Source organism: Acidovorax sp. (genome assembly GCF_046294525.1).
Lineage (GTDB): Bacteria > Pseudomonadota > Gammaproteobacteria > Burkholderiales > Burkholderiaceae_C > Acidovorax.
The window spans coordinates 52,610-65,383 of record NZ_JBKBKQ010000007.1; the positions used below are offsets into that span (position 1 = coordinate 52,610).

16 protein-coding genes are annotated in these 12,774 nt (G+C 66.4%); 11 read left to right on the top strand and 5 right to left on the bottom strand.

The window, feature by feature from the left end; all coding sequences use genetic code 11:
* The first annotated feature begins 6 nt into the window (after window positions 1-6).
* A complete protein-coding gene (locus ACK4HJ_RS09210) occupies window positions 7-423 on the top strand; it encodes a BON domain-containing protein (RefSeq protein WP_409830243.1) in 417 nt (138 codons plus the stop codon).
* A gap of 165 nt (window positions 424-588) precedes the next feature.
* Entirely contained in the window at window positions 589-2,175 is a 1,587-nt protein-coding gene (locus ACK4HJ_RS09215; RefSeq protein WP_409830246.1) for an ABC transporter substrate-binding protein, read from the top strand.
* A gap of 9 nt (window positions 2,176-2,184) precedes the next feature.
* Here the strand turns inward: ACK4HJ_RS09215 and ACK4HJ_RS09220 are convergent, their stop codons facing one another.
* Complete coding sequence (locus tag ACK4HJ_RS09220; protein ID WP_409830249.1) at window positions 2,185-2,883, bottom strand: ArsR/SmtB family transcription factor; 699 nt, start codon at window positions 2,881-2,883, stop codon at window positions 2,185-2,187.
* A gap of 93 nt (window positions 2,884-2,976) precedes the next feature.
* Here ACK4HJ_RS09220 and ACK4HJ_RS09225 point away from each other — a divergent pair, with 93 nt between their 5' ends.
* Both ACK4HJ_RS09225 and ACK4HJ_RS09230 read left to right on the top strand, forming a co-directional pair.
* Entirely contained in the window at window positions 2,977-3,321 is a 345-nt protein-coding gene (locus ACK4HJ_RS09225; protein WP_409830252.1) for an NIPSNAP family protein, read from the top strand.
* A complete protein-coding gene (locus ACK4HJ_RS09230; protein ID WP_409830253.1) occupies window positions 3,318-3,662 on the top strand; it encodes an antibiotic biosynthesis monooxygenase family protein in 345 nt (114 codons plus the stop codon). Before ACK4HJ_RS09225 ends, ACK4HJ_RS09230 begins: the two co-directional genes overlap by 4 nt.
* A gap of 49 nt (window positions 3,663-3,711) precedes the next feature.
* Here ACK4HJ_RS09230 and ACK4HJ_RS09235 read toward each other — a convergent pair whose 3' ends face one another.
* From ACK4HJ_RS09235 to ACK4HJ_RS09245, 3 genes are all read right to left on the bottom strand, one after another.
* Window positions 3,712-4,449: a metallophosphoesterase family protein gene (locus tag ACK4HJ_RS09235; RefSeq protein WP_409830255.1), complete on the bottom strand. Its 738-nt coding sequence runs from the start codon at window positions 4,447-4,449 to the stop codon at window positions 3,712-3,714.
* 163 nt (window positions 4,450-4,612) lie between these two features.
* A complete protein-coding gene (locus tag ACK4HJ_RS09240; protein ID WP_409830258.1) occupies window positions 4,613-5,374 on the bottom strand; it encodes a hypothetical protein in 762 nt (253 codons plus the stop codon).
* A gap of 119 nt (window positions 5,375-5,493) precedes the next feature.
* Window positions 5,494-6,918 (bottom strand): FAD-binding oxidoreductase, encoded by a 1,425-nt coding sequence (locus tag ACK4HJ_RS09245; protein ID WP_409830261.1) that lies wholly within the window; start codon window positions 6,916-6,918, stop codon window positions 5,494-5,496.
* A gap of 214 nt (window positions 6,919-7,132) precedes the next feature.
* On the opposite strand from ACK4HJ_RS09245, the gene ACK4HJ_RS09250 reads away from it, so the two are divergent.
* From ACK4HJ_RS09250 to ACK4HJ_RS09280, 7 genes are all read left to right on the top strand, one after another.
* A complete protein-coding gene (locus tag ACK4HJ_RS09250) occupies window positions 7,133-7,705 on the top strand; it encodes a hypothetical protein (RefSeq protein WP_409830265.1) in 573 nt (190 codons plus the stop codon).
* 31 nt (window positions 7,706-7,736) lie between these two features.
* Window positions 7,737-8,135 carry a DUF2752 domain-containing protein gene (locus ACK4HJ_RS09255; RefSeq protein WP_409830268.1) on the top strand — a complete coding sequence of 133 codons (399 nt, stop codon included), beginning with the start codon at window positions 7,737-7,739 and terminating at the stop codon, window positions 8,133-8,135.
* Between the two features lie 254 nt (window positions 8,136-8,389).
* The gene (locus tag ACK4HJ_RS09260) at window positions 8,390-9,184 is read left to right on the top strand and encodes a GntR family transcriptional regulator (protein ID WP_409830271.1); all 795 of its coding nucleotides are present in this window, start codon (window positions 8,390-8,392) and stop codon (window positions 9,182-9,184) included.
* The gene (locus ACK4HJ_RS09265; protein ID WP_409830274.1) at window positions 9,181-9,999 is read left to right on the top strand and encodes a transporter substrate-binding domain-containing protein; all 819 of its coding nucleotides are present in this window, start codon (window positions 9,181-9,183) and stop codon (window positions 9,997-9,999) included. Before ACK4HJ_RS09260 ends, ACK4HJ_RS09265 begins: the two co-directional genes overlap by 4 nt.
* A 68-nt stretch (window positions 10,000-10,067) precedes the next feature.
* Window positions 10,068-10,742, top strand: a complete 675-nt coding sequence (locus ACK4HJ_RS09270) for an amino acid ABC transporter permease (protein WP_409830277.1) — start codon at window positions 10,068-10,070, stop codon at window positions 10,740-10,742.
* A 3-nt stretch (window positions 10,743-10,745) separates the two neighbouring features.
* A complete protein-coding gene (locus ACK4HJ_RS09275; protein ID WP_409830280.1) occupies window positions 10,746-11,399 on the top strand; it encodes an amino acid ABC transporter permease in 654 nt (217 codons plus the stop codon).
* Window positions 11,383-12,195 carry an amino acid ABC transporter ATP-binding protein gene (locus ACK4HJ_RS09280; RefSeq protein WP_409830283.1) on the top strand — a complete coding sequence of 271 codons (813 nt, stop codon included), beginning with the start codon at window positions 11,383-11,385 and terminating at the stop codon, window positions 12,193-12,195. Before ACK4HJ_RS09275 ends, ACK4HJ_RS09280 begins: the two co-directional genes overlap by 17 nt.
* 169 nt (window positions 12,196-12,364) lie before the next feature.
* On the opposite strand, the gene ACK4HJ_RS09285 is transcribed toward ACK4HJ_RS09280, so the two are convergent.
* Window positions 12,365-12,736, bottom strand: a complete 372-nt coding sequence (locus ACK4HJ_RS09285) for an EF-hand domain-containing protein (protein WP_409830286.1) — start codon at window positions 12,734-12,736, stop codon at window positions 12,365-12,367.
* Window positions 12,737-12,774 lie beyond the last annotated feature (38 nt).

The following is a 12,774-nucleotide window of genomic DNA, read 5'->3' on the forward strand; positions in this document are numbered from 1 at the left end:
CCCTTTGTGCAAGTAACGCAGGCGCTGCCGCAGTGCCCCGTGCCGCAGGGCCCGCTCTACACCGCCGACGAGGTGCGCGAGCTCGCGCACACGCGCGCGCAGCACGGCGGCAGCTGCTACCGCGTGGGGCGCTGCCGGCTGCCCAACTCGTACCTGTATGACGCCGAGATCATCCCGCGCGTGCAGCTGTATCTGCGCGAGGACGGGCGGTTTGCCGACACCAGCGTCTGGGTGCTGGGCGAGCGGCGCCTGGTCACGCTGATGGGCTGCGTGCAGAGTGCCGAGCAAGCGCAGGCCATGGAGAAGGCCGTGGCGCTGGTGGATGACGTGATGGGCGTGGTCAACCTGCTGCAGGTGGGAACGGCGCGCGAGGGTGTTCGCTATCCCGTTGCGCCGCAGCAGGCGCGTTTGCCTGGACGGTAGCGTCGGCGCGGCCTCGCTCTTTAACGCAGCCGCACGCCCAGCGCAATCCATCCAAACGCGGGCCTGCATCGCCCGTGCCACACAAAGCGCAGAGGGGCTTGGGCTGGCACGCAACCTGCTGCATATTGCCGCTTCTTCCATTCCCATTCGTAAAGGAAACCCCTCATGCAATTCAAGCGTTCCTTGCTGGCGGCCGCCACCCTGGCCCTGGCAGCAGTGGCTCCCGCAGCAATGGCAAAACCATTCAAGTGGGCCGGCTCCAGTGACATCCAGACCATGGACATCCACTCGCAAAACAGCGCTTTAGGCAACGGCATCCACGCCGCGGTGTACGAATCGCTGGTCATGTTCAACAGCCGCACACTCAAGGTCGAGCCGCTGCTGGCCACGTCGTGGCAGCAGGTCAGCCCGGTGCAGATGCGCCTCAAGCTGCGCCCGGGCGTGAAGTTCAGCGACGGCTCGGTCATGACGGCCGACGACGTGGTTTATTCGCTGCAGCGCGCGATGAGCAAGACATCCACGTATTCCATCTACACCCAGGGCATGGACCGCGTTGCCAAGGTCGATGGCGAGACCATCGACATCTTCCTCAAGAACCCCAACCCCGTGCTGCTGAACCAGCTGACCGAGCTGCGCGTGATGAGCAAGGCCTGGGCCGAGAAGAACAACTCGGTGGAGCCCAAGGACATCAAGGCCAAGGAAGAGACCTTCTCGCACCGCAACGCCATGGGCACCGGGCCTTTCGTGCTGAAGGAATGGGTGCCTGACCAGAAGATCGTGTTTGCCGCCAACCCGCACTGGTGGAACGCTGGCAAGGCCGAGGGCAACGTCACCGAAATCACCTACATCCCCATCAAATCCGAGGCCACGCGCATCGCCGCGCTGCTGTCGGGCGAGGTGGACATGGTGCGCGACACCAGCATTCAGGACCTGGCGCGCATCAAGGCCAACCCCAACCTCAAGGTCATGGAGATGGTGGAGAACCGCACCGTGTACCTGGCGATGGACCAGTTCCGCGACGAGTTGGTGGGGAGCAACATCAAGGGCAAGAACCCGCTGAAGGACGTGCGCGTGCGCAAGGCCCTTTACCAGGCCATCGACAGCGCCACGCTGCACCGCGTGACCATGCGCGGCATGTCCAAGCCCACCGGCGCGCTGGTGCCGCCGCTGGTCAACGGCTGGACCGAGGCCGTGGACAAGCGCCTGCCGTTTGATGTGCAGGCCGCCAAGGATCTGCTGAGTGAAGCGGGCTACGCCGACGGCTTCGAGGTGGACTTTGCCTGCAGCAACAACGCCATCGTGCAGGACGAGCAGCTGTGCCAGGCCATCACCGCCATGTGGTCGCGCATTGGCCTGCGCGCCAAGCTGCGCACCCAGCCCGCCGTCAGCTACTACCCCATGGCCCAGCGGCATGAGGCCAGCATTGCGCTGCTGAGCTGGGGCGTGCCCACGTTCGATGCGCTGTACACGCTGCAGTCGCTGGTGCGCACCAAGCTCTCGGGCGGCGACGGCAACTACAACCTGGGCCGCTACAGCAACGAACGCATGGACTACATCGTGGACCGCGTGAAGACCGAGACCGACCTGCCCGTGCGCAACCGCCTGCTGACGGAAGGCCTGCAGCTGCAGAACGACACGGTGGCCCACATCCCCCTGCACAACCAGATGCTGGCCTGGGCCATGAAGAAGAACGTCGAGCTGGTGCAGCGCACCGACAACCGCATCGATTGGCGGCTCATCAAGATGAACTGAGGGCCCCGTTCAGGCGCTGTGCTGTGGCTGCCCCGCCAGCCACTCGCGCAGCGCCAGTTCGCCCCGGGGTGTGAAGCGCACCACGCGCGAGCCCGGGGCGCTTTCGGCCCAGCCCCCTTCTAACAGGCGCTGGAACAGCGCCGCGCCCAGTGCGCCGCCCAGGTGGTGGCGCCGCTCGCTCCAGTCCAGGCAGGGACGGCACAGCATGCGCCGCTGCCGTGCCAGGCCCGTGGTGTCGATGCCCACCTGGGCAAACCACTGCGCGCCGGCTGCTGTCAGCTCCGCACCGTTGGGCGTGGCCTGCACCAGGCCCTGGCGCAGCAACGCCTCGTAAAACTGCACGCCCACCTCGCCCGCCAGGTGGTCGTAACACACCCGCGCGCGGCGCAGGGCGGGTTCGCGCGGACTGGCGCGCAGGCGCACCGCGCCCGCGCGAAAGGCCACGTTCATCAGGGATTCCAGCAGCTCCGCCACGTCCCGGTCGGCCAGGCGAAAGTACCGGTGCCTCCCCTGGCTCTCCACGGCCAGCAGGCCGGCTTCCTGCAGCTTGGCCAGGTGCGCGCTGATGGTCTGCTTGGTCACCCCCGCCACATCGGCCAACTCGGTCGCCGTGAGCGCGCGATCGGCCATCAAGGCGGTGAGGACTTCGGCGCGTGCGCTGTCGCCAATGAGCGCGGCAATGCGCGCAATGTGGGGGCCGTCTTTCATGGTTCGATCTTGGGCGAACCATCGTTGTGCGTCAAGCGCCTATCGTGGAGGCCTTTGCAACTCCTCCTCCGAATCCACCACGGACGCCACACCATGATCACCTGCTTCATCCGCTACGAAATCGACCCTTTCCAGCGCGACCAGTTCGCCGAATATGCGCGCCGCTGGGGCCAGATCATTCCCCGCTGCGGCGGCCACCTGCTGGGCTACTTTGTGCCGCACGAAGGCAGCAACTACGAGGCCTGGGGGCTCATCGGCTTTGAGTCCCTGGCCGCGTACGAGGCCTATCGCACCCGCCTGCGCACTGACCCGGAAGGCCGCGCCAACTTCGCCCTGGCGCAGGAAAAGCGCTTCATCCTGCGGGAGCAGCGCACCTTCACCCAGGGCGTGGAAGGCACGCTGGGCCTGCCGGCGCACCCGCAGGCGGTCCAGCCATGATGGCCGTCATCTTCGAGGTGACGCCAGCGGCTGGCCAGCGCGGCGCCTACCTGGACGCGGCGGCCACGCTCAGGCCACTGTTGGCGCAGGTGGACGGCTTTGTCTCCATCGAACGCTTTGAAAGCCTGAGCGAGCCCGGCAAGCTGCTGTCCCTGTCGTTCTGGCGCGACGAAGACGCCGTGGCCCGCTGGCGGCAGACGGAGGCCCACCGCAGCACCCAGCACGCCGGGCGCGCAGGCATTTTTGCGGACTACCGCCTGCGCGTGGCGGCCGTGGTGCGGGACTACGGTCTGCACGACCGGGCGCAGGCACCGGCCGATTCCCGCGTGGTGCATGGTTGAGTAAGGGGCAGGAACCAAAGCCCATCCAGCGCGCCACGCGGCGCCCGGGTCAGGGCATGTAGCCTGTGCGCAGCGCGTGGGCCCATTCGGGCCGTCCATTCCTGTGCGCCAGTTGCGCCATGGGCTCGTGGTCGTAGGCCACGCGGTGGTGGACCGCCTGCCAACCTTGCGCCGTTCGTTCCGCAATGGCGTAACACGCATCCGGCGTGCCGTTTTCCACGTGGTGTGCCACGGGGTGATCGTCTCCATAGGCCTGCAGGCCCACGCTGCCGGGGTTGACCAGCAAAATGCCCGCACCCAGCCGCACCTGGCGCGGCACATGGGTGTGGCCGCAGGCGATCAACGGGGCGTACTGGCCCGACAGGCGTTCATCGATCTCGGCCGGGTTGGCGGCGCGCACCGTGCAACCATCCAGCGTCTCCAGCAAATATTCATGGTCGCTGCGCGGCGAGCCGTGGCACAGCAGCATGTCTTCTGCCGGGCGCAGGGTGTGGGTCAGGCTGCGCATCCATGCAAACTCCACCTCGGTCAGTTGCGCGTGCGCGTACTGATCGGACGGGCCGCCGCGCCCCGGTCGCAAATGCAGCACCTGCCGCTCATGGTTGCCGGCCAGCGACAGCCAGCCCGAGGCCATAAGCCACTGTGCGGTCTCACGTGGCAGCAAGGGGCCCGAGAGGTTGTCGCCCAGGTTGACGACCTGGTCAGCCCCGCGGCGGCGGATGTCGGCCGCCACCGCCTCAAGAGCGGGCAGGTTGCCGTGGATGTCGGAGACGATGGCGATGCGCATGCGGCATGGTAGCCCTCTATTCGCGGGGCAACAGGGGCAGGGCGGCAGACAGATCAAAGGGCGCTGTGCCCAAGGCGGCTTCCAGCCGGGTGCGGGTTTCGGGCGCCAGCTGTGCATGCGCCACCGCCACTTCGAAATACCGCGGCCATCGGCAATCCCTTCCTCAACACGGCACCACCTCCAGCCCCGACGACGCCGCATTGAGCACCTCGCAGGTGATGCGCGCCCGGTTGAACAGCACGTCGCACAGCCACGCGTACAGCAGCGCGAGGTAAGCCACAAACCCCCAGCCCAGGTAGCTGCTGAACAGCACGGTGTGCAGCCAGTTTTGTTCAAAGAGGTACAGATAGCTCGTGACCGCCGTGGCCAACAGCAGCGCGGCAGCGGCGGGGACCAGGTGCGCGCCCGCGCTACGCCGTACGCCCAGGGCCAACCCCAGCAGCACAAACGCCAGCGCGTTGCTGCCCGTGAAGATTCGGAACTCCCGCGTGAGCTGCTGGGCGGTGTCCAGGTATTGCGTGCGGATCAGCGCGTTGAGCCGCTCTTGCTGTTGTTGCAGGTCCCACGCCCGCGATTCCAGCCCGCTGCGGACGGCACCCTCCACCTTCTTGCGACATTCGCAATCCGCGTCGGCCATGTCGGCCATCACGCGGCCGATGCGTTCGGGCAGCTGGCTGGCCAGCATCTGGCGAATGCGCTGCGCCTCTTGCGCCTGCGACTGCAGCACGGCACCGGCGCGCGTGGTGAGGGCGCGGGCATTCAGGGCGTCAAGCTTTTCGCCCACCCTGGATTCGATCTGCTGGCGCAGGATGTCCCGGGCCACCCGCTCCACCCACAGCGGGTTGAGCAAGGAAGCGAGCAGCGCGCCGCCGAACAACAGGGTGCCGATGCCGCTGAGTGCCCAGAGAAAGGTGCGCAAGGGCATGGGAGGCAGCTAATGCAGACAGAGCAAGAAAATATTGAGCCAAATGTGGCTCTAGCGCTTATTGGATAAGCGCTAGAAGCTATCAAATCAGAAGCAATACCCGTTGAGTGTCGTCACCCTCACAGCGCAAAGATTTTCCCCGGATTCAGGATGTTCTTCGGGTCCAGCGCGCGTTTGATGGCGCGCATCATGTCCACCGCGCCCGCGCCGGTTTCGTCCAGCAAGAAGCCCATCTTGTGCACGCCCACGCCGTGTTCCCCCGTGCAGGTGCCGCCCATGCTCAGGGCGCGCGCCACCAGGGTGTGGTTCAGCGCTTCAGCCTTGGTGCGTTCTTCGGCGCTGTTGGGGTCGATGAGGTAGCCGAAGTGGAAGTTGCCGTCGCCCACGTGGCCGACGAGGAAGTAGGGGATGCCGCTGGCTTCGACCTCATCCACCGATTCGAGCAGGCAGTCGGCCAGGCGGCTGATGGGCACGCAGGTGTCGGTGCTGATGGCGCGGCAGCCAGGGCGGCTTTGCACGGCGGCGAAGTAGGCGTTGTGCCGCGCGGTCCACAGGCGGGTGCGTTCCTCGGGTGTGCTGGCCCATTCAAAGGCCTGGCCGCCAAATTCGCTGGCAATGTCCTGCACCATCTCCGCCTGCTCCTTCACGCTGGCGGGCGAGCCGTGGAACTCCATCAGCAGCATGGGCTCTTCGCGCAGATTGAGCTTGCTGTGCGCGTTCACCATGCGCACGGTGTGGTGGTCGATGAGTTCCACGCGCGCAATCGGCACGCCGATCTGGATGGTCTGGATGGTGGTGCGCACCGCCGCTTCGATGCTGGGGAAGGAGCAGATGGCGGCGCTCACTGCCTCAGGCAGCGGGTACAGGCGCACGGTGATCTCGGTCATGATGCCCAGCGTGCCTTCGCTGCCCACCATCAGGCGGGTCAGGTCGTAGCCCGCGCTGCTCTTTTTGGCGCGGGTGCCGGTGTGGATGACTTCGCCGCTGGCGGTGACCACCTGCAGCGCCAGCACGTTCTCGCGCATGGTGCCGTAGCGCACGGCATTGGTGCCGCTGGCGCGCGTGGCGCACATGCCGCCGATGCTGGCGTCGGCGCCCGGATCGATGGGGAAGAACAGGCCGGTGTCCTTGATGGCTTCGTTCAAGGCCTTGCGCGTGATGCCGGGTTGCACGGTCACCGTGAGGTCTTCGGCGTTGATGCTGAGCACCTGGTTCATGCGGCTCACGTCGATGCTGATACCGCCCTGCACGGCCAGCAGATGGCCTTCGAGCGACGAGCCCGCGCCGTAAGGGATGACGGGCACTTCGTACTGGCTGGCCAGTTTCACGGCATCAGCTACGTCCTGCGCGTTTTCGGCAAACACCACGGCGCTGGGTGGCGGGGCCTGCAGCGAGCCTTCGTCGCGTCCGTGCTGCTCGCGCACGGCCTGGGCCAGCGAGCACTGCGCGCCAAACCGGGCCTGCAGCGCATCGATGAGGGCCTGGGGCACATTGCGGAGCTTGATCTCGGGCAGCAGGTGGGCGGCAGCGGTGGGGGCGTTCATGTTGGTGTCTCCGGTTCGGCAGTGAGAGAGTGACGGGCATTCTAGGTTCGGATCCGCCCGCGGCGGCAAGGCGGCCCCGTTAGGACCCGGGTGCGATGGCGGGTATTCGTGCGGCCACGGTGGGGCGCCCCCGCGCGCGAGGTAGCCGAGAACCGGACCGCTCGCTACACTGGCCCGCACTACTCATGATGACTTTGCACGAGAGGGGATTGCCATGGCTTCAGTGAATGTCGGAGATTGCCTGTCGGGTGCCTGGGGCATTTTCAAGAACAACGCCATCACCCATGTGGTGTGTACCTTCCTGGTGATGGCGGTAGCCAGCATCAGCGCCGGGCTGCTGGCCGGGCCGATGATCGTGGGCTACATGCGCATGATCGAGCGCGAGGCGCGCGGAGAGGCCGTGCAGATCGGCGACATCTTCCGGGGGTTTGATGACTTTGTGCCGGGCTTTGTGGCGGGCCTTATCAGCTCGCTGGTGGTGTCGCTAGGCTTCATGCTGTGTTTCATCCCTGGCCTGTTGATCATGGCTTTGCCACCTGTGGCGCTGTACCTGGTGGCCCGGGGTGAGCGTGACGGTGTGGCCGCGTTCAACCAGGCCTGGAGCCTGGTGACCAAGAACCTGGGCTCGGCGTTTGTTTGCACGCTGGTGCTCGGCATCGTGGGCTCGCTTGGCTTTCTGCTCTGCGGCGTGGGCGCGCTGCTGACGCTGCCGCTGTCCATGATCGGCTCCTACTTCCTGGCGCGCCAGCTGGTGGGCGATGGTGCAGTGGCGCTCCCTCCCCTCTGAAACCTGCACGGCCGTGCCGTCCACAGGCCCCATGCCCGCCTGGCAGGCGCTGTCGCCAGACGCGCGGCGCCTGCGGCTGGCCTGGGGCCTGGGCTGGCCGCTGGCCATGGCTGCCACGCCCTGGTGGCTGGCGCAAAGCGCACTGGGCGTGGGCTGCGGCTTTCGCGCACTGACGGGGCTCCCCTGCCCGCTGTGTGGGGGCACACATGCCTGTGCCGCACTGGTTCAAGGAGACTTGGCTGCCGCCTGGGCGGCCAACCCGGGGGCGCTGCTGCTGCTGCTGTGGCTGGCGCTGCTGGCGGGCCAAGCCCTGGCCGAAGGCGTCTCGGGCCGCCGCCGCGTGGCGCGGTGGCCGTGGTGGCACCCGGCGGTACTGGCAGGCATGGGCGGTGTGCTGGTGCTGTCGTGGCTGGCGCGTCTGTTTCTTTGAGCTCCACTTTCGGTTTGGTTGTCGCCAGCCGTACCGCGCCCGGCTGAGCCGTGCCGTGCGCCGCCCCGTGCCGTGAAGCGCTGACCCAGCAATGGGGCGCGCCCGCGCACCGCTTTGCGGACGTCCACGCACCAATTGCAGGCACCCGGCGGCACTGCCGGTGCAGGCCCCTGGCTCGTGCACAGCGGGCGTGCTCCACGCTGGTGCATCCATCTTGTATACCAGTTGGCACGGAACCTGCGATACCGCAGGCAATGACCACCGCCACCGAGATCAGCAACCGCATCATCGAAGCCGTGATGGCGCAAAAGCTCGCGCCCGGCTCCCGCCTGGGCGAGCAGCAGCTCGCCATGCTGTTTGACTGCAGCCGCACCATCGTGCGCGAGGCGCTCACGCGGCTGGCCACGCGCGGCATCGTCACCGTGAGCGCGCGGCGCGGCTGGTATGTGATCGAGCCCTCGCAGGACGAAGCGCGCGAGGCCTTCGAGGCGCGCCGGGTGATCGAGCTCGGCCTGCTGCACCAGCTCAAGGTGGTGGACAAGGCGGCCGTGCGCCAGCTCAAGAGCCACCTGCAGCGCGAAAAGGCTGCGCTGGCCGGCAGCGACGTGGGCGCGCGCAGCTTTCTGCTGGGTGACTTCCACGTGTGCCTGGCTGAATGCCTGGGCAACAGCCTGCTGGCCGACACGCTGCGCGACTTCACCGCGCGCACCACGCTCATCGCCATGCTTTACCAGTCGTCGCACGACGCAGCCCAAAGCTGCGAAGACCACGTGCGCATCGTCGAGGCGCTGGAGGCCGGCGACATTGCGCGTGCCGAGGCGCTGATGTCCGAACACATAGGCACCGTGCAGTCGGCCCTGCGCCTGCAGGCCAGCAGCGATCCGCTGGCCGGGCTGCGCGACGCCCTGGCGCCGGTGCACAAGAGCCCGGCCCCGCCTGCCAAGGCGACCACAGCGCCCAAAGGCAGGCCCCGCAAAAGTACCCCTTCCTCTGCATCTGCCAAAGACACCCCCACCGACCCATCCCCCTACCTAGGAGCCTTGCTATGACCACCCACCGCGCACTGTCTTCCACCCGCCGCCTGACCCTGGGCGTGCTTGCCGCCGCCGGCCTGTCCGCTGCCCTGATGGCTCCCGCCGCTCACGCGCAGAACGCGCTGGACAACATCCTCAAGTCCAAGGAAATCAAGATCGCCATACCCACCGACTACCCACCCTACGGCTTTGTCGGCACCGACCTCAAGCCCCAGGGCCTGGACGTGGAGATGGCCAACTACATCGGCGCCAAGCTGGGTGTGAAGGTCGAACTCATCCCCGTGACCAGCGCCAACCGCATCCCCTACCTGCAGACGCAGAAGGCCGACCTCGTCATCTCCACCCTGGGCAAGAACCCCGAGCGTGAGAAAGTGATCGACTTCACCGCCGCCTACGCGCCGTTCTTCCAGGCGGTGTTTGCGAGCAAGAGCCTGAACATCAAGAGCTTTGCGGACCTGGCCGGCAAGAGCGTGGCCGTGACGCGCGGCGCCATGGAAGACCAGGAACTGGCCAAGGTGGCGCCCCCCGGCGTGGACGTGAAGCGCTTTGAAGACCACGCGGCCAGCATCTCGGCCTTTGTGTCGGGCCAGACGCAGGCCATCGCCACCAGCGCATCGACGGCCGGCACCATCATGGTCAAGAACCCCAACCTGCAGACGGAATACAAGCTGTTGCTCAAGGACAGCCCCAACTTCATCGGCGTCGCCAAGGGCGAGGACAAGCTGCGCGAGAAGGTGAACGAGATCATTGCCGAGGCGCGCAAGTCGGGCGACATCGACAAGATGTCCACCAAGTGGCTGGGCCGCCCTGCTGGCGACCTGCCGCTGTAATGCGGCGCGCAGTGTGAACCGCTGAAATCCAAGGGCCTGCGGCGCGACAAGCGCTGCAGGGCACAAGCATGCTGATTGCGCTCGATTTTTCTGCCGTTCTTGCTTCGTGGCCGTTGCTGGTGCGCGGCGTGTTCTGGGCCATCGGCCTCACCGTTGTGGGCACAGTGCTGGGCCTGCTGCTGGGCACGGCCTGCGCCTGGGCGCGCGCGCGCAATCTGGGCCATCGGCCGGTGGTGCTGCGCGCGGCCGTAGCCAGCTACGTGGAGCTGGTGCGCAACACGCCTTTCATCGTGCAGCTGTTCTTCATCTTCTTCGGCCTGCCGGCGCTGGGGGTCAAGCTCTCGCCCGAAGTCGCGTCGGTGCTGGCCATGGTGATCAATCTGGGCGCCTACTCGGCCGAAATCATCCGCGCCGGCATCGAGGCCACGCCGCGCGGCCAGATCGAGGCCGCCGAGAGCCTGGCGCTCACCCCCGGCCAGATCTTCCGCCGCGTGGTGCTGCCGCCTGCGTTGCTCAAGGTGTGGCCCGCCATGGTGAGCCAGATCATCATTGTGATGCTGGGCTCGGCCGTGTGCGGACAGATCTCCACGCCGGAGCTGAGCTACGCCGCCAACCTCATCTCCAGCAACACCTTCCGCGCGTTCGAGGCCTTCATCGTGGCCACCGCGGTGTACCTGCTGCTGTCCATCGCCACGCGCCGCCTGCTCATGTGGGTGGGGGCGCGGTTCCTCATCGGAAGGTAAGCCATGGTGGAATTTTCCCTGTGGGACATCCTGCGCAACCTGCTGATGGCGGCGCGCTGGACGGTGTCCTTGTCCCTCATCGCCTTCATCGGTGGCGGCTTGGTGGGCCTGGCGCTGCTGGTGCTGCGTCTGTCCAAAGTGCGCGGCGTGGACCGCGCGGTGGGCGCCTATGTGCAGGTATTCCAGGGCACGCCGCTGCTCATGCAGCTGTTCCTGGCGTACTTTGGCATTGCGCTGTTCGGCATCAAGACCTCGCCGTGGACGGCGGCCGCCGTGGCGCTCACGCTCTACACCAGCGCCTACCTCACAGAGATCTGGCGCGGCTGTGTGGCCTCCATTCCCAAGGGGCAGTGGGAGGCCGCGCAGAGCCTGGCGCTCAACTTTGGCGAGCAGCTGCGCCATGTGGTGCTGCCCCAGGCACTGCGCATTGCGGTGCCGCCCACGGTGGGCTTTCTGGTGCAGGTGATCAAAGGCACCGCGCTGGCCTCGGTGATCGGATTTGTGGAGCTGACCAAGGCGGGCAGCATGATCTCCAACGCCACCTACCAGCCCTTTTTGGTCTACGCCTGCGTGGCCCTGCTGTACTTTGTGTTGTGCTTCCCGGTGAGCCTGGTGGCGCAGTCCCTTGAAAGGAAATTCCATGGCCCTCGCCGCTGAACAACAACATCCTGCTGCTTCCGCCGCCGCGCCGGCCCACGATGGCATTGCCGTGGGCGCGCCGCCCATCGTGGACATCACCGCGCTGCGCAAGTCCTATGGCAGCAACGAAGTGCTCAAGGGCATCGATCTGCAGGTGCGCAAGGGCGAGGTGGTTGCCATCATTGGCAAAAGCGGCTCAGGCAAAAGCACGCTGCTGCGCTGCGTGAACGGGCTGGAGGTCTTCCAGGAAGGCGCATTGAGCGTGAACGGCAAAAAGCTGCTGCACGAAAGCGCCACCGCCATGCGCGAACTGCGCCAGCAGGTGGGCATGATCTTCCAGAGCTTCAACCTCTTCCCGCACTTGAGCGTGGGCCGCAACATCATGCTGGCGCCCACCTTGGTGAAGGCGCGTGATGCGCACGCCGCCGCCGAGCAGGCGCGCAAGCTGCTCACCCGTGTGGGGTTGGCCGAAAAGTTTGATGCCATGCCTGACCAGCTCTCGGGCGGCCAGCAGCAGCGCGTGGCCATTGCGCGCGCGCTGGCCATGGAACCGCAGGTGCTGCTGTGCGACGAGATCACCTCTGCGCTGGACCCGGAGCTGGTGGGTGAGGTGCTGCGCGTGGTCGAGTCACTGGCGCAAGAGGGCATGACGCTGATGATGGTCACGCACGAAATGGCGTTTGCCCGCAAGGTGAGTGACCGCGTGATCTTCATGCACCAGGGGCGCGTGCATGAATCGGGGCCCCCCGCGCAGTTGTTCGGCAATCCACAGACACCGGAACTGCAGCAGTTCCTGTCGTCGCTGCACGACTGAGGGACTCAAGGGGCCCGCAGGGCGCACCAAAAACATCGGGCCCGTGCACGCCCTGGAGTTCCAGCATGCACGGGCCCACGGGCGCCAATGGCCCGCCTAAAGCATTGAGCGGTTCAAACCCAGCGCGGCATGGCGTCCGCTGGCCAGGGCCTGCTCTGTCAGGGGTTGGTCAGGAGTTCGCGCCTTTCTCGAATTCTTCGCGGGACAGCGTCCCGTTCTGGTCTGCATCCAGCTCCTTGAAACGTTGGCCGATGGCAGGCAGCTTGGCTGCCTCTTGCGGACTGAGCTGTCCATCCTTGTTGGCGTCTGCCCGGTCGAAGGCCATGCTGGCAGCCTGGGGCGAGGCGGAGCCGCCAATGGAAAACTTGGGCGAGGATCCCGACGAAGGCGCCGATTTTTCGGTGGGTCCGAACGCGGGGGACGAGGAAGAAGAAGTTTGCCCCTGCGCTTGCAGGGCGCCCGCTCCTCCGAGGGAGATGGCGGCAAAAAGCATCACGCTGCGGGTGTCGAACAGGGTGCGTCGTTGCTGTGCTTGGGTCAAAGCAAAACTCCTTGGAAGTTGAACAGGACTCCATTGCA